Below are 15,776 nucleotides of genomic sequence, written 5' to 3'. Positions count from 1 at the left end.
GGGGTCAGCGCACGGGCCGGTCCACCCGCTCCACCCGCTGGGTGCCGCTGCGGGTGCGGTACGAGCGGGCCCAGGCGGACGAGGCCTGCGGGTCGGTCCGGTCGGAGACGGTGAAGTAGTCCATCTGCGCGTGGTCGGCCGTCACGTCGAGCACCCCGTAGCCGTGGTGGTCCATGTCCACCCACTTCACATGGCGGTTGGCCGCCTTGATCGCGGTGGCGGCGACCACCGAGAGGGTGCCCGGCTCCACGTGGAGCAGGTCGTCGAGGTTGTCGGAGGTCACCGAGGTGACCACGAACTCCGTGGCGGCGGACCGGGAGAGCGGGTAGGTGGCCGCCTTCACCGGCACGTCGTTCGCCCACGCCATGTGGATGTCGCCGGTGAGGAAGACGGTGTTGGTGATGGAGCGGTCGGTCAGGTGCGCCAGCAGCTCCCGGCGGTCGTCGGTGTAGCCGTCCCACTGGTCCGTGTTGACCGCCAGGCCGCCCTTGGGCAGGCCGAGCAGTTCGGCGATCGGCTCCAGCAGATGGGCCGGGAGGGAACCGAAGGCCACCGGGGAGATCATCACCGAGGTGCCCACCAGCTTCCACGCGGCGTCGGAGGCGGCCAGCCCGCTCTTGAGCCAGTCCAGCTGCGCCCGCCCGGTGAGCGTGCGGTCCGGGTCGTCCACCGCGCCGCTGCCCACCGCCGCCTGCTGCGAGCGGAACGAGCGCAGGTCCAGCAGGTGCAGGTCGGCGAGGGAGCCGAAGCGCAGCCGCCGGTAGGTGGTGCCCGCGGTGGACGGCCGGACCGGCATCCACTCGAAGTACGCCTGCTTCGCCGCGGCCACCCGCGCCGCCCAGTCGCCCTCGGCACCCGCGGTGTGGTTCTCCGCCCCGCCCGACCAGGCGTCGTTGGCGAACTCGTGGTCGTCCCAGATCGCTATGACCGGGTGCGCCCGGTGCAGCGCCTGGAGGTCGGCGTCGGTCTTGTACTGGCCGTGCCGGGCCCGGTAGTCGGCGAGGGTGGTGATCTCGTGGGCGGGGGAGTGCTGCCGGACGACGTACTCCTCCTCCGGGTAGGTGCCGGTGGCGTACTCGTAGATGTAGTCGCCGAGGTGGAGCACCGCGTCCAGGTCCCGGCGGGCGGCGAGGTGGCGGTAGGGGGCGAAGTGACCCGCCTCCCAGTTGGAGCACGACACCACGCCGAACCGGACCGACCCGGGGGTCTGGTGGCCGGCCGGCGCGGTGAGCGTCCGCCCGGTCGGCGACTGCGCCCCGCCGGCGGAGAACCGGAAGAAGTACGGGGTGGCCGGCCGCAGTCCGCGCACATCGGCCTTGACGGTGTGGTCGGTGGCCGCCGACGTCCGTACGGTGCCCTTCGCCACGACCGTGCCGAACGACTCGTCCTCGGCCACCTCCCACTCCACGGCCACCTCCGGACCCCGGCCGGAACCGGGCACGGCACCGGGCTCCGGCGTCACCCGGGTCCACAGCAGGACCCCGTCCGAAAGCGGGTCGCCGGAGGCCACACCGTGCAGGAAGGCGGGGCCGGCGTCCTCGGCGCGGGCGGCGGAGAGCCCGGTGGCGAACGGCAGGACGGCGGCGGTGGCGGCCACCGCCGTGACGGCGGTGCGGCGCGAGAGGGAGGAGTCCATGGGAGTCACGGCCGCACCTTACTGCTCGGTAGGGCCGCTGGTAAGTCGAACTGATGGATGAACTTCGGGAGTTCATCCACCGTTTCCCGGTGTGCGCGCGGGAGCGGTGGGGTGCCGGTGACGGGTGTGGTCCGTGGGGTCCTCGGCCCGGGTCCGGTGGGCCGGCCGCCCGTGTCCCGCCACCCGCGTCGGGCCGCGGCCCGCCACCCGCGCCCCGCGTCGGCGACCGGGGGACGCCGCCGGCCGGCCGGCGGCCGTGGCCCGTCACACGACGGAGCCCCGCCGTCCCTCGCGGACGGCGGGGCTCCGTCGTGCGGGCCCGCCCGGCGTGGTCCCGGCCGGACCACGCCGGGCGCTCCGGCGGCTACTTCAGGACCTTGTCCAGGGCGGCGGTCATCTGCTCCTGCGACATCGGGGTGGACTGCCCGTCGTAGGTGAGCTTCTCCCCCTTGTACATCAGGGTCGGAGTGCTGCCGATCTTGTTCTTCTCGAACAGCTTGCTCATCTCCAGGCCCCACTTGTCGTAGGTGCCCTCCTTCACGGCCTTCTCGAACTCCTTGTTGCCCTTCAGCTCCTTGACCTGCTGGGCGATCTCGATGAGCCGCTCGTCGTCGGAGAAGGCGTCGTCACGCTCCTCGGGGTGGTTCTTCTCCGAGTAGAGGACCTCCTTGTACTCCATGAAGGCGTCCGGGCTGACGTTCAGCGCGGCGCCGAGCGCGCTCACGGCGTTCTTCGAGCCGCTGCCGCCGGCCATGTCGTCGATGAAGTTGGCCATGACGAAGCGGACCTTGTAGCGGCCCTGCTCGATGCCCTCGTTGAGCGTCTTGCCACCGTTCCGCTCGAAGATGGCGCAGGCCGGGCAGCGCGGGTCCTCGTAGATCTCGATGGTCTCCTTGGCCTTCGCGTCCCCGATGAGGATGGTGTCGCCCTTCTCACCGGTGGTGTTGGCCGGCTTGCTGAAGGCGGTCTTCTCCGCGGCGGCGCGCCAGTCCTTGTCGCTGACCTTGGTGTTCTTGCTGCCGCTGCTGGAGTTGCTGACCGCGAAGCCGATGCCGCCGGCGATGGCCAGGACCACCACCACCGCCCCCGCGACCTTCAGCTGGCGGGCGGTCTTCTCCTTCTTCGCCTGGCGCTCGCGCTCGGCGCGCAGCCGCTCGCGGGCGGCCTGCTTGTTGGCGTGGCTGTTGCGGTTGCTCATGGTTCGTCTGCTCCGTGTAGGTGGGTCGGTGAGAGGTTCAACGCCGTGCCGGGCGGCCGGATACTCAGCCGGCCGCCATCCGGCGCGGCGGACCACGCCGCACCACCGAGTGCAGGAGAAGCGGAAGGGTGCGTGGGGCACGCGGCCGGTGCCGGGCACGCGGGGCGGGGCCGGGGCGGCGGACGCCGGCGACCTCGGCGGCCACCACCAGCCGCAGCGGCCGGAAGGTGAACGCGGCGACCGCGCGCAGCACCCGGGCGAGCGCCGCCTCACCGCGCCGCAGCCAGGCCGCGGCGATCAGCCCGACCACCACGTGCGCGGCGAGCAGCAGCCACGGCGAGGCCGCCGCGGTGCCCGGGCCGGCCGCGCCGGGGGTGCCCGGGACATGGGTCAGCACGCCGCCGACCCCGCCGCCCGAACAGATGACGTCGAAGCCCAGCCGGTGCAGCGGGCCGGTCACCGGGCCCCCGGAGGGGCCGTAGCAGGTGTGCTGGCCGGTGGTGAAGGCCGTGTCGGCGGCCAGCTCCAGCGGTACCAGCAGGGCCGCGATGCGGCCGTAGCCGCGTTCCCGGCCGGCCAGCGCGTAGGCGAGGACGAAGATCCCGCCGGAGAGCACGGCGACCGTGGACAGCGGCACCGGCATCCCGGAGAGCAGGACGTGCGCCCCCGCGGACAGGGTGACGCACAGCGCGGTGAAGAGCGCCGCGCGTACCGCCCGCAGGTGAGTCGCCGAGATGTCCATCGGCGCAGAGTGTGCCATGGCCGGACGTATGCGTCGCGTCAAGATTCGGCATCGTCGTGCCGCGGGCCGGCCGGAGCTACAGCAGCCGCCTCACCGCCTCGGTGTACTCGGCGGCGGACATCGGCGGTCCGGAGCCGCCGGACGTCACCTTCTCGCCGTCGAGTTCGAGCGCGGGCACACCGGAGACGCCGGTCTCGGCGAACGCGTCGCCCACCGCGTCGGCCCAGCGCTCGTATGTGCCGTCCGTCACCTTCCGGGCGAAGGTGGCGTCGTTCCTCAGCTCCGGCACCTCGCGCGCCACCTGGAGCAGATAGGCGTCGGAGGCGAAACGGTCGCCGCTCTCCTCGGGGTGGTGCCGCTCGGAGTACAGGGCCTTCTTGTACGCCAGGAAGGCGTCCGGGCCGACGTCCAGGGCGGCGCCGAGGGCGCTCAGCGCGTTCTTCGACCCGTCGCCGCCGAAGTTGCCGTCGAGGAAGGTGGCCATCTTGAACTCGGCCTTGTACCGGCCGGCCTCGATGTCGGCGGTCAGGGTGTCGCCGACCCGCTGCTCGAACATCGCGCAGGCCGGGCACCGCATGTCCTCGTAGACGGTGAGGGTGTGTGCGCTGTCCGCGTCGCCGATGGTGATCACCGTCCGGTCCGGCCCGGTGGTGTGGGCGGGAACGGCCACGCCCCCGGGCCGTTCGTCGCCGGTGGAGCCGCCGCTGTCGCCCCCGGTCCGGCCGCCGGTGCCACCGCCGGTGGCGGCGTCCGAGGCGTCCCCGTCGCTGCCCTCGCCGGCGTCCTCGCCGCCGTCGTCGCCGGGCAGCCGGGGTGCGGTCGGCGCCCCGTCGCGGTCGCCCACGGCGCCGGTGTCGTCCCCGTCACCGACGAACGCCACGATCGCGCCGGTGGCGAGCAGGGCGACCGCCACCCCGGCGGCCACCCAGCCGATCAGGGCGCGGCGCCGCGCCTGCGGATCGGGCCCGGGCGCGGCCGGCCCGGCGGGCGGGTACGGGTACCCGGCGCCCGGCTGCCCCGGCGCGGGGTACGGCGGCTGCCCCGGCACGGCGGGGTACGGGGGCCGTCCGGGCGCGGCCGGATACGGGGGATGCCCCGGCGCCGGGCCCGGCGGCGCGGCACCGTACGGCGGGCCCGGCGGCGCGGGCGGCGGACCACCCGGCGGCTGCCACCCCGGCGCACCCGCGCCCGTCCCCGGCGCCTGCGAGCCGGGCTCCCCGGGCCCGCCCGGCCCGCCGTCCGGCTGCCCGGGGCCCCACGGCCCCGGGGTGCCGGACCGCTGTTCCCCGTCGTCCCCCTGGTGTCCCGGCCGCTGTCCGCCGGCTCCGGTGCCGCTCACAGGCCCGGGATCCGGCCGTTGCGGAACAGGTCCACGAAGATCTGGTGGTCGGCCCGGGCGCGGGCGCCGTAGGCGTGGGCGAAGTCCACCAGCAGCTCCGGGAAGCCGTCCTCGTCGGCGGCGATCACGGCGTCGATGGCGCGCTCGGTGGAGAACGGCACCAGCGAGTGGCCGCTGGTCTCGTCGGCGGCCGAGTGCATGGTCGCCGTCGCCCGGCCCAGGTCCGCGACGACCGCGGCGATCTCGGCCGGGTCGTCGAGGTCGGACCAGTCCAGGTCCACCGCGTACGGCGAGACCTCGGCGACCAGCTGGCCGGCCCCGTCCAGCTCGGTCCACCCCAGCCAGGGGTCGGCGTGGGCCTGCAGGGCCCGCTGGGAGATGACCGTGCGGTGGCCCTCGTGGTGGAAGTACGAGCGCACCCGCTCGTCGGTGACGTGCCGGGAGACCGCCGGGGTCTGCCCCTGCTTCATGTAGATCACGACGTCGTTCTCCAGGGCGTCGCTGTTGCCCTCCAGCAGGATGTTGTACGAGGGCAGGCCGGCGCTGCCGATCCCGACGCCGCGGCGGCCCACCACGTCCTTGACGCGGTAGGAGTCGGGCCGGGCCAGGCTGGACTCGGGGAGGGTCTCCAGGTAGCCGTCGAAGGCGGCCAGCACCTTGTAGCGGGTCGCCGCGTCCAGCTCGACGGCGCCGCCGCCGGCCGAGAAGACCCGCTCGTACTCGCGGATCTCGGTCATCGAGTCGAGCAGCCCGAAGCGGGTGCGGGCCCGGGCCGCGCGCAGCGAGGACAGCAGCGGGCCCTCGGCGGTGTCCAGGGTGAACGGCGGCAGGTCGCCGGTGTCGGAGATCACACCGCCGGCGGCCAGCGCGCGGATGCGCTCGCGGTAGGCCGCGGCGTAGATCCGCACCAGCTCGCTGATCTTCTCGTCGCTGAGCGCCTTGGTGTAGCCGATCAGCGCGACCGAGGCGGCGAACCGCTGGAGGTCCCAGGTGAAGGGGCCGACGTACGCCTCGTCGAAGTCGTTGACGTTGAAGATCAGCCGGCCGGTGGCGTCCATGTACGTGCCGAAGTTCTCGGCGTGCAGATCGCCGTGGATCCACACCCGGCTGGTCCGCTCGTCCAGGTACGGGCCGCGGCCGGGCGCCGCGGCGCGCTCCAGGTCCGCGTAGAACAGGCAGGCGGTGCCGCGGTAGAAGGCGAAGGCGGAGGCGGCCATCTTCCGGAACTTGACCCGGAACGCCGCCGGGTCGGCCGCCAGCAGCTCGCCGAAGGCGGTGCCGAAGACGGCGAGGATCTCCTCGCCGCGTTCCTCGACGTCCTGTGCGGGGACGTGCAGATCCGACATCGCGTGATGCCTCCTACGGTGAGCTCCGGCGACGGGTGTTCCATGGCGGACAACGGCCGAGGCTACCCCCGAGTGCCCGGGGACCGGCCCCGCCAAGAGGTAGTCTTCGAAGCTGCCCCCGGCGGCCCGGCGCCGCCCCGGCGGCCGTCGCGTGCCCGCCCGTCGCCCGGCCCGCCGCTCGTCCGCAGCGTCCACCTGGAGGTCCTCCACCGTGACCAAGCAGCCGTTCACGCACCTGCACGTGCACACCCAGTACTCCCTGCTGGACGGTGCGGCACGGCTGAAGGACCTGTTCCAGGCCTGCAACGACATGGGCATGACGCATATCGCCATGACCGACCACGGCAACCTGCACGGCGCCTACGACTTCTTCCAGCAGGCGCAGTCCGCGGGCGTCACCCCGATCATCGGCATCGAGGCGTACGTGGCGCCGGAGTCGCGGCGGTACAAGCGCAAGGTCCTGTGGGGCCAGCCGCACCAGAAGCGCGACGACGTCTCGGGTTCGGGCGGTTACACCCACAAGACCATCTGGGCGGCGGACAAGACGGGGCTGCACAACCTCTTCCGGCTCTCCTCCGACGCGTACATGGAGGGCTTCCTCCAGAAGTGGCCGCGGATGGACAAGGAGACCATCTCCCAGTGGTCGCAGGGACTGATCGCCTCCACCGGCTGCCCCTCCGGCGAGGTGCAGACCCGGCTGCGGCTCGGCCAGTTCGACGAGGCGGTCCGGGCCGCCTCCGAGTACCAGGACATCTTCGGCAAGGGCCGGTACTTCCTGGAGCTGATGGACCACGGGATCGAGATCGAGAAGCGGGTCCGCGACGGCCTGCTGGAGATCGGCAAGAAGCTCGGCATCCCCCCGCTGGTCACCAACGACTCCCACTACACCTACGCCCGCGAGGCCGACGCGCACGACGCGCTGCTGTGCGTGCAGACCGGCAAGAACCTCTCCGACCCGGACCGCTTCCGCTTCGACGGCACCGGCTACTACCTGAAGTCCACGGAGGAGATGTACGCCATCGACTCCTCCGACGCCTGGCAGCAGGGCTGCGCCAACACCCTGCTGGTCGCCGAGCAGATCGACACCACCGGCTGGTTCGAGAAGCGCGACCTGATGCCCCGGTTCGAGGTGCCCGAGGGGTACACCGAGGTCACCTGGTTCCAGGAGGAGGTCAAGCGGGGCATGGCCCGCCGCTACCCCGGCGGCGTCCCCGAGGACCGGCAGAAGCTCGTCGAGTACGAGATGGACGTCATCATCCAGATGGGGTTCCCCGGCTACTTCCTCGTCGTCGCCGACTTCATCATGTGGGCGAAGAACAACGGCATCGCGGTCGGCCCCGGCCGTGGCTCGGCGGCCGGCTCGATCGTCTCCTACGCGCTGGGCATCACCGACCTCGACCCGGTCGAGCACGGGCTGATCTTCGAGCGGTTCCTCAACCCCGAGCGCGTCTCCATGCCGGATGTCGACATCGACTTCGACGAGCGCAGGCGCGGTGAGGTCATCCGGTACGTCACCGAGAAGTACGGGGCCGACAAGGTCGCCCAGATCGGCACCTACGGCACCATCAAGGCGAAGAACGCGATCAAGGACTCCGCCCGGGTGCTCGGCTACCCGTACGCCATGGGCGACCGGATCACCAAGGCGATGCCCGCCGACGTGCTCGGCAAGGGCATCCCGCTGTCCGGCATCACCGACCCCAAGCACCCCCGCTACAGCGAGGCGGCCGAGGTGCGCGGGATGTACGAGAACGAGCCGGACGTCAAGAAGGTGATCGACACCGCGCGCGGCATCGAGGGCCTGGTCCGGCAGATGGGCGTGCACGCGGCCGGCGTGATCATGTCCAGCGAGAAGCTCACCGACCACGTGCCGGTCTTCTCGCCGAAGAACGACGGCCAGGTCGTGACCCAGTGGGACTACCCGACCTGTGAGTCGCTGGGCCTGCTGAAGATGGACTTCCTCGGCCTGCGCAACCTCACCATCATGGACGACGCCGTCAAGATGGTGAAGGCGAACAAGGGCGTGGACCTCCAGCTGCTGGAGCTGCCGCTGGACGACCCCAAGACCTACGAGCTGCTGTGCCGCGGCGACACCCTCGGCGTCTTCCAGTTCGACGGCGGCCCGATGCGCGCCCTGCTGCGCATGATGAAGCCCGACAACTTCGAGGACATCTCCGCCGTCTCGGCCCTGTACCGCCCCGGGCCGATGGGCATGAACTCGCACATCAACTACGCCCTGCGGAAGAACGGCCAGCAGGAGATCACCCCGATCCACCCGGAGCTGGAGGAGCCTCTCAAGGAGGTCCTCGACATCACCTACGGCCTCATCGTGTACCAGGAGCAGGTGCAGAAGGCCGCCCAGGTGCTCGCCGGCTACTCGCTCGGACAGGCCGACCTGCTCCGCCGCGCCATGGGCAAGAAGAAGCCCGAGGTGCTGGAGAAGGAGTTCGTCAACTTCCAGAAGGGCGCGCGGGAGAAGGGCTTCTCCGACGAGGCGATCCAGGCGGTGTGGGACGTGCTGGTCCCGTTCGCCGGCTACGCCTTCAACAAGGCGCACTCCTCGGCGTACGGCCTGGTCACCTACTGGACCGCCTACCTCAAGGCGAACTACCCGGCCGAGTACATGGCGGCGCTGCTCACCTCGGTCCGCGACGACAAGGACAAGTCGGCGGTCTACCTCAACGAGTGCCGCCGGATGGGCATCAAGGTGCTGCCGCCGAACGTCAACGAGTCGGAGGCGAACTTCACCGCCCAGGGCGATGACGTGATCCTCTTCGGTCTCACCGCGGTCCGCAACGTCGGACAGAACGTGGTGGACTCGATCATCCGCTGCCGCAAGGCCAAGGGGAAGTACCAGTCCTTCCCCGACTACCTGGACAAGGTGGACGCGGTGGTCTGCAACAAGCGCACCACCGAGTCGCTGATCAAGGCCGGCGCGTTCGACGAGATGGGGCACACCCGCAAGGGCCTCATGGCGCACTACGAGTCGATGATCGACAACGTGGTCGCGGTCAAGCGCAAGGAGGCCGAGGGCCAGTTCGACCTCTTCGGCGGGATGGGCGAGGAGGGCGGCGCCGACGACGGACCCTCGTTCGGGCTGGACGTGGAGTTCTCCGACGTCGAGTGGGACAAGTCGTACCTGCTGGCCCAGGAGCGGGAGATGCTGGGCCTGTACGTCTCGGACCACCCGCTCTTCGGCATCGAGCACGTGCTCAACGACAAGACCGACGCGGCGATCTCCCAGCTGACCGGCGGTGAGCACAGCGACGGCGCCATCGTGACCATCGGCGGGATCATCTCCGGCCTCCAGCGGAAGATGACCAAGCAGGGCAACGCCTGGGCGATCGCCACCGTCGAGGACCTGGCCGGCTCCATCGACTGCATGTTCTTCCCCGCCACCTACCAGCTGGTCTCCACCCAGCTGGTGGAGGACGCGGTGGTCTTCGTCAAGGGGCGGCTGGACAAGCGGGAGGACGTGCCGCGGCTGGTCGCGATGGAGCTGATGGTCCCCGACCTGTCCGAGGCGTCCGCCAACGCCCCGGTGACCATCACCATCCCCACCGTCAAGGTCACCCCGCCGCTGGTGGAGAAGCTCGGCGAGGTGCTCACCCACCACCGCGGCTCCACCGAGGTGCGGATCAAGCTCCAGGGCGCCCGGAAGACCACGGTGCTGCGGCTGGACCGGCACCGGGTCACCCCCGACCCCGCGCTCTTCGGCGACCTCAAGGTGCTGCTCGGGCCGTCCTGCCTGGCGGGCTGAGCCCCGGCCCGCCCCCCGCCGGACGGCCGGCCCCCGGCCCCGCTCCGGTCCGCCCCCGCCCCTCCGGCTCCGCCCGGTCCGCCGTCGGCCCGGCCCGGCCCGCCCCGCGGGCCGGGCCGCAGGGCCGTCACGGCCCTGCCTCCCGCCGGACCCGGCGCGGCGGTGTCCGCCCCCGGGCGGCAGGCCCCGCGCCCCGGCGACGGCGCGCGGGCGCGCCCCCGGCGGACGGGGGCGCGCCCGGAGTGCCGGACGGACCGGATCAGTTGTGCCCGAACTTCTTCTGCCGACCCTTGGCGGAACCGCTCGGCCGGTCCAGCTGTGACCGCAGCTGTTCCGCCCGGTCCTCCGGCTGCCGGGCCTGGTCGTCGGCGCGCTCGGCGGAGGACCGGGAGCGCGACTTGCCGCGTTCGCGATTCTTGTTCTTGGCCATGACCGTTCTGCCTCCAGTCGGGGTCGGTTTCCCCTGAAGACACAGTGACACGCCGGAACAGACGGGGCATTTCGGGCAATTACCGTGAGTGAGAGAGGCTTGTGAGGGGTAGGCCGTATCCGCCGCGCCGTTGATCCAGTTCGGTCTGGTAGCCCCCCGCGGCCGGTCGGACCCGGAAGCGACGACGCGGAGCACCGGCCACCGCCGGGCCGGGGTGCGCACACGTCCGTACGTCAGGGAAGAGGTGGAACGTGGACCGCTGCGTCGTCCTGGTGGACGCCGGTTATCTGCTGGGCGCCGCCGCGAGTCTGCTCGCCGGGGAGCCGGCCCGGCCGAGGATCGTGGTGGACCACGCGACCCTCATCCAGGGGCTGCGCGAGCGGGCCGAGCAGGAGACCGAACGGCCGCTGCTGCGGATCTACTGGTTCGACGGCGCCCCCGACCGGGTCCCCCAGCCGGAGCACCGGCGGCTGCGCGTCATGCCCCGGGTCACCGTCCGGCTGGGCGCGCTGACCCGCAGCGACGGCCGGTGGGCGCAGAAGGGCGTGGACGCCGCCATGCACGCCGAGCTGACCGAGCTGGCCCGCAACCGGGCCTGTTCCGACATCGTCCTGGTCACCGGCGACGGCGACCTGCTCCCGGGGCTGATGGACGCCAAGGAGCACGGCGTCGCCATCCACCTGTGGGCCGTGCAGGCCGCCGACGGCGACTTCAACCAGTCCGAGGACCTGGTGGCCGAGGCCGACGAGCGCCGGGTGCTGGACCGCGCCTGGATCACCCGCGCGGTACGGGCCAAGGACCAGTCCGCCCACGGTGCCCCCGCACCCGTCACCCGCCCCGAGATCGCCGCCATCCTCGCCGCCCCCGCTGCCGGAGAACACCGCGCCGGCCGCCACCGCCGCGGGGGAGCGCCCCGCCGCGCGCGGCCCCCCGGCCCGCCGCCGACGACGCGCCGGCCCGCCCGGCCGGCACCGCCGAGCCGTCCGCCGCGACCGGCGGCAAGGGCGTGCCCACCCCCAAGGACCTCGCCGACCTCGGCCGGCCCGCCCTGGTCCAGGACACCCGGACGGTCGCCGCCGGCGCCACCCTCCGCTGGTCCTCCGACCGGGGCTGGGTGGACCGCGGCACCACGGTCGCCGAGCCCCCGGAGACCGCCTGCCTGCCCATGCTGGCGCAGCTCACCACGGCCGAGCAGCGCTGGGCGGACCGGGAGGAGGACATCACCACGGTCAGCGGCGACCCGTTCGAGGTGGGCCAGGTCTTCGCCCGCCGGTGGGCGGAGCGGCTCGCCGACCCGCAGCACCTCCAGCAGCTCTCCGGGGAGTACCCCCGCATCCCGCACCGCATCGACGGCGAGCTGCTGCGCTACGCGGCCCGCTTCGGCCTGCTCGCCCACAAGGACGACCAGATCGACGAGCACGACCGGTACGCCATCCGGGCCGGGTTCTGGCGCGAGATCGACAGCCGCACCGGCGTCGCCGCCACCCCGGCCAAGGACTGACCGGCACCCGGGCCGCCGCGGCGCGCCGGGACCGCACACCGCCGGGTCCGGCCGGAATCCCGTCCTCCGCCCCGCCGCGCCCCGGATCACACCGGTGCGCGGGCCCGTCCGGCCGCCCCGGGGCGGAGTCCGGCCGCCCGGGCGCGTACCCTCATAGCTCGTGAGGACGGGCGCGAAACAGGCGGCAGGCGGCGACGCGGTGTGCACGGTGCGCGGCCTGGTCAAGACCTACCCGGCCGCGCGTCCCCGGCGCGGCGTACCCGCCGCGCCCGCCGTCCGGGCCAGCGACGGCATCGACCTCACCGTCACCGGCGGCGAGATCTTCGGCCTGCTGGGCCCCAACGGCGCCGGCAAGACCACCCTGGTCCGCCAGCTGACCGGCCTGCTCCGCCCGGACGAGGGCACCGTCGAGGTGCTCGGCCACGACCTGGTCCGCCACCCCGAGCGCGCCTCCCGGCTGGTGGGCTACCTCGGCCAGGAGTCCACCGCCCTGGACGAGCTGACCGTGGCCCTCGCGGCCGAGACCACCGGACGGCTCCGCGGCCTGGACGCCCGGGCCGCCCGCGCCGAACGCGACGCCGTGCTGGAGGAGCTGGGGCTCACCCCGCTCGCCGGCCGCCCCCTGAAGAAGCTCTCCGGCGGCCAGCGGCGGCTGGCCTGCGTCGCCGCCGCGCTGGTGGGCGAGCGGCCGCTGCTGGTCCTGGACGAGCCCACCACCGGCATGGACCCGGTGGCGCGCCGCGCGGTGTGGGCCGCGGTGGACCGGCGCCGCGCCGAGCGCGGCACCACCGTGCTGCTGGTCACCCACAACGTCATCGAGGCGGAGACCGTGCTGGACCGGGTCGCCGTCCTGGAGCGCGGCAAGGTCATCGCCTGCGACACCCCCGCCGGACTGAAGGCGCTCGTCGCCGACGAGGTCCGGGTGGAGCTGGTGTGGCGCGCCGAGGCCCCGCTGCACGTGCCGGAGGTGGCCGCGCTGGAAGGCAGCGCGCACGCCCACGGCCGCCGCTGGCGGCTGCGGCTGGCCCCCGAGGAGGCCCGCGCCGCGATCGCCGCGGTCACCGGCGGCCCGGCCTTCGCCGCCCTGGACGACTTCACCCTCGCCACGCCCAGCCTGGAGGACGTCTACCTGGCGCTGGGCGGACGCGCGGAGGACACCGAGGGGCTGGTGAAGGCGTGACCCGCCGCCCGGCCGCGACCCGCCGCCCCGGCGGGCGCCGCACCGTCCCGGTGACCCCCCGCCGCGGCAGGCACCCCGTACCCCCGGCGGCCCGCCGCCGTGCCGGAGACCGCCGGCCCGCCGGAGCTCCGGCCGGGCCGGCCGTGACCGAACCGAAGAGGAGCCGCGCAACGTGACTGCCGTGTCCCTGGAGGCCGCGCCCCGCGACGACCGCCGCCGGCCGACGCCCGCGCCGGCCGCCGTGCCCGCCCCGCTGGCGGCCCGTGCGCGCCTGCTGCCCGCACTCGGCGCCGTCTACCGGGCGCAGCTGTCCCGGGCCCGGGTGGCGCGCATCCCGCTGCTGTTCGTGGCCACCTTCCAGTCCATCGGGATCATGGTCCTGATGCGCGGCGTGGTCGACGGCGGCAGCGAGGCCCGCGCCGTGGTCGCCGGGTCCAGCGTGCTGGTGGTGGCCTTCGTGGCGCTCAACCTGCTGGCGCAGTACTTCGGCCAGCTGCGGGCCAGCGGCGGCCTGGACCACTACGCGACCCTGCCGGTGCCGCCCGCCGCGGTGGTGCTCGGCGCGGCGGCCGCCTACGCGTCCTTCACCGTGCCCGGCACGGTGGTCACCGCGGTGACCGGCAGCCTGCTCTACCAGCTCCCCATGGGCCATCTGTGGGTCCTGGCGGCGGTGGTGCCGCTGTCCGGCGCCGCGCTGGCAGGCCTGGGCGCCGCGCTCGGCCTGCTCGCCCCGCGCCAGGAGCTGGCCACCCTCTGCGGGCAGCTGGGCATGTCCGCCGCGCTGCTGCTCGGGGTGCTGCCCGCGGAGCGGATGCCCGCCCTGGTGTCGTACGCCCGCGACCTGCTGCCCTCCACCTACGGTGTGGAGGCGCTGGCCCGGACCTTCGGGCCCCGGCCGGACTGGCTCGCCGTCCTCGCCGACCTGGGGGTGTGCGCGGGCGTCGGCGTGATCTCACTGGCCGCCGCGACCTGGGCCTACCGCCGGGCCGCGGTGCGGTGACCCGCCCGCAGGCCGTCCACCGCCGCCCCGCCGCACCCCACCGACCGGCACGATGACGAAAGTGACCGCACCGTTGACGCCCCACGACCCGCCCCCCGCCCGGACCGCAGCCGACGGGTGCCACCGCCTACCCGCTCCCCCGCCCCCCGAGGGACCCGCCCGGAACCGCTCGGTCACCACCCGGGAGCTGGTGGAGGCGGCCCTGGTGGCGCTGGCGGTGGGACTGCTGGGCATCGCCCTGGGCCTGCTGTGGCTGTGGCTGGCGCCGCGGGTGGAACTGGTCTCCGACGGCCGGGCGGTCTACATGAAGAACTCCGAGGCGGAGGACGCCATCGGCGCCGACGGCCGGTTCGTGCTGCTCGGACTGGCGCTGGGCGCCCTCTCCGCCGTCGCGGTCTTCCTCTTCCGCCGGCAGGGCGGCATCCCGCTGGTGCTGGGGCTGGCGGTGGGCGGTCTGCTCGCGTCGGTCGTGGCCTGGCGCCTGGGCGTCCACCTCGGCCACGAGGGCGACATCCTGCGGCGCGCCCGCGAGGTCGGCCCGGGCGTCGCCTTCGACAAGTCGCTGGAACTGCGGGCCAAGGGCGCCCTGCTGGCCTGGCCGGCGGCCGCGATGGCGGTCCACCTCGCCCTGACCGGGCTGTTCGGCCCGCGCGACCCGGAGCCGCAGCCGTACCCGGAGCCCCCGCGGCCGGCGCAGCCGGCGGCGCCCGACGGGCCCGGCCTGCACTGAGCCGGCGGCGCGCTTCGGTGGTGAGCGGGGACCCCGGCGCGCGCCGGGCCGGTGGCACGGGCCGGATCCCGACGGGCACGCGTGCGCCGGGCGGAGACACGGGCGGGTGACCGACGTGGCCCGGCGTGCGCCGGGCCGAGGGCGTTGGGTGCTGCCGGTGCGCGCCGGTCCCGAGGCACGGTAGGCGAGCGGGGGCACCGGAGGCGACCGGCGGCCCCGGGAGTGCCGAGCCGCCGGCGCGCCGCGCGACCGGGGGACGGCACGCACCGGCGCGGCGTCCGAGGGCCGCAGGGAGGGCGCCGGGCCGGCGGGTGGGTCAGAAGCGGGCGATGGGCGCGGTCACCGCGCCGGTGAGGGCCACCAGGTCGGCCGCGGCCAGCTCGACCTCCAGGCCGCGGCGGCCGGCCGACACGCAGATCGTGGGGTGGTCCAGCGCGGTGGCGTCCACCGCGGTCCGCAGCCGCTTGCGCTGCCCCAGCGGGGAGATCCCGCCCCGCACGTAGCCGGTGGCGCGCTCGGCGGCGGCCGGGTCGGCCATCGCCGCCCGCTTGCCGCCCACCGCCGCGGCCAGCGCCTTCAGGTCCAGCGTGGCGGACACCGGGACCACGGCCACCGTCAGCTCCTCGTCCACCGTGGCCACCAGGGTCTTGAAGACCCGGCCCGGATCGACGCCGAGCGCCTCCGCGGCCTCCTCGCCGTACGACGGCGCCGCCGGGTCGTGCTCGTAGGAGTGCAGGGTATACGCGGTACCCGCGGTGGCCAGCGCCACGGTCGCCGGGGTGCCGCCGTTGGTCTGCTTCTTCGATTTCCGTGCCACGGCCTCGCCGTCTCCTGCTCTGTCCGGATGCGGAGGGAAGGAGTCCCGCGGCACCGGCCGCGGGACGTCGGTCGGGAAAGGAGGGAAGGGGCGGTGCGGG

At 73.9% G+C, this 15,776-nt stretch carries 11 protein-coding genes and 1 pseudogene; 5 read left to right on the top strand and 7 right to left on the bottom strand.

The window, feature by feature from the left end:
* Positions 1 to 4 precede the first annotated feature (4 nt).
* The 5 genes from IHE55_RS06055 to IHE55_RS06035 form a co-directional block, all read right to left on the bottom strand.
* Positions 5 to 1,636, bottom strand: a complete 1,632-nt coding sequence (locus IHE55_RS06055) for an alkaline phosphatase D family protein (RefSeq protein WP_197991812.1) — start codon at positions 1,634 to 1,636, stop codon at positions 5 to 7.
* 364 nt (positions 1,637 to 2,000) lie between these two features.
* Entirely contained in the window at positions 2,001 to 2,834 is an 834-nt protein-coding gene (locus IHE55_RS06050; protein WP_197988086.1) for a thioredoxin domain-containing protein, read from the bottom strand.
* Positions 2,835 to 2,898: 64 nt separating this feature from the next.
* Complete coding sequence (locus tag IHE55_RS06045; protein WP_197991811.1) at positions 2,899 to 3,576, bottom strand: hypothetical protein; 678 nt, start codon at positions 3,574 to 3,576, stop codon at positions 2,899 to 2,901.
* Positions 3,577 to 3,652: 76 nt separating this feature from the next.
* A complete protein-coding gene (locus IHE55_RS30795) occupies positions 3,653 to 4,624 on the bottom strand; it encodes a thioredoxin domain-containing protein (RefSeq protein WP_197988085.1) in 972 nt (323 codons plus the stop codon).
* 287 nt (positions 4,625 to 4,911) lie between these two features.
* The gene (locus IHE55_RS06035; protein ID WP_197988084.1) at positions 4,912 to 6,261 is read right to left on the bottom strand and encodes a DUF2252 domain-containing protein; all 1,350 of its coding nucleotides are present in this window, start codon (positions 6,259 to 6,261) and stop codon (positions 4,912 to 4,914) included.
* Between the two features lie 211 nt (positions 6,262 to 6,472).
* Between IHE55_RS06035 and dnaE the strand changes: the two genes are divergently transcribed.
* Entirely contained in the window at positions 6,473 to 10,018 is a 3,546-nt protein-coding gene (dnaE, locus tag IHE55_RS06030; RefSeq protein ID WP_197988083.1) for a DNA polymerase III subunit alpha, read from the top strand.
* Between the two features lie 259 nt (positions 10,019 to 10,277).
* Here the strand turns inward: dnaE and IHE55_RS06025 are convergent, their stop codons facing one another.
* Positions 10,278 to 10,448, bottom strand: coding sequence for a hypothetical protein (locus tag IHE55_RS06025; RefSeq protein ID WP_197988082.1), 171 nt, complete (start codon positions 10,446 to 10,448; stop codon positions 10,278 to 10,280).
* 251 nt (positions 10,449 to 10,699) lie between these two features.
* Between IHE55_RS06025 and IHE55_RS32980 the strand changes: the two are divergent.
* The 4 genes and pseudogenes from IHE55_RS32980 (at position 10,700) to IHE55_RS06005 (ending at position 14,859) form a co-directional block, all read left to right on the top strand.
* Positions 10,700 to 11,949 (top strand): annotated as a pseudogene (locus IHE55_RS32980) (NYN domain-containing protein).
* Positions 11,950 to 12,148: 199 nt separating this feature from the next.
* Positions 12,149 to 13,129 (top strand): ABC transporter ATP-binding protein, encoded by a 981-nt coding sequence (locus IHE55_RS06015; protein ID WP_197991810.1) that lies wholly within the window; start codon positions 12,149 to 12,151, stop codon positions 13,127 to 13,129.
* Positions 13,130 to 13,370: 241 nt separating this feature from the next.
* Positions 13,371 to 14,129 carry an ABC transporter permease gene (locus IHE55_RS06010; RefSeq protein ID WP_307826858.1) on the top strand — a complete coding sequence of 253 codons (759 nt, stop codon included), beginning with the start codon at positions 13,371 to 13,373 and terminating at the stop codon, positions 14,127 to 14,129.
* A 61-nt stretch (positions 14,130 to 14,190) separates the two neighbouring features.
* On the top strand, positions 14,191 to 14,859 hold the full coding sequence (locus IHE55_RS06005) for a hypothetical protein (protein WP_197988081.1): 669 nt from the start codon (positions 14,191 to 14,193) through the stop codon (positions 14,857 to 14,859).
* A 316-nt stretch (positions 14,860 to 15,175) separates the two neighbouring features.
* Here the strand turns inward: IHE55_RS06005 and ybaK are convergent, their stop codons facing one another.
* Positions 15,176 to 15,676, bottom strand: coding sequence for a Cys-tRNA(Pro) deacylase (ybaK, locus tag IHE55_RS06000; RefSeq protein WP_197988080.1), 501 nt, complete (start codon positions 15,674 to 15,676; stop codon positions 15,176 to 15,178).
* Positions 15,677 to 15,776: the final 100 nt, after the last annotated feature.

This window comes from Streptomyces pactum (assembly GCF_016031615.1).
GTDB lineage: Bacteria > Actinomycetota > Actinomycetes > Streptomycetales > Streptomycetaceae > Streptomyces > Streptomyces pactus.
This window is presented reverse-complemented; position numbering and strand designations above follow the sequence as displayed.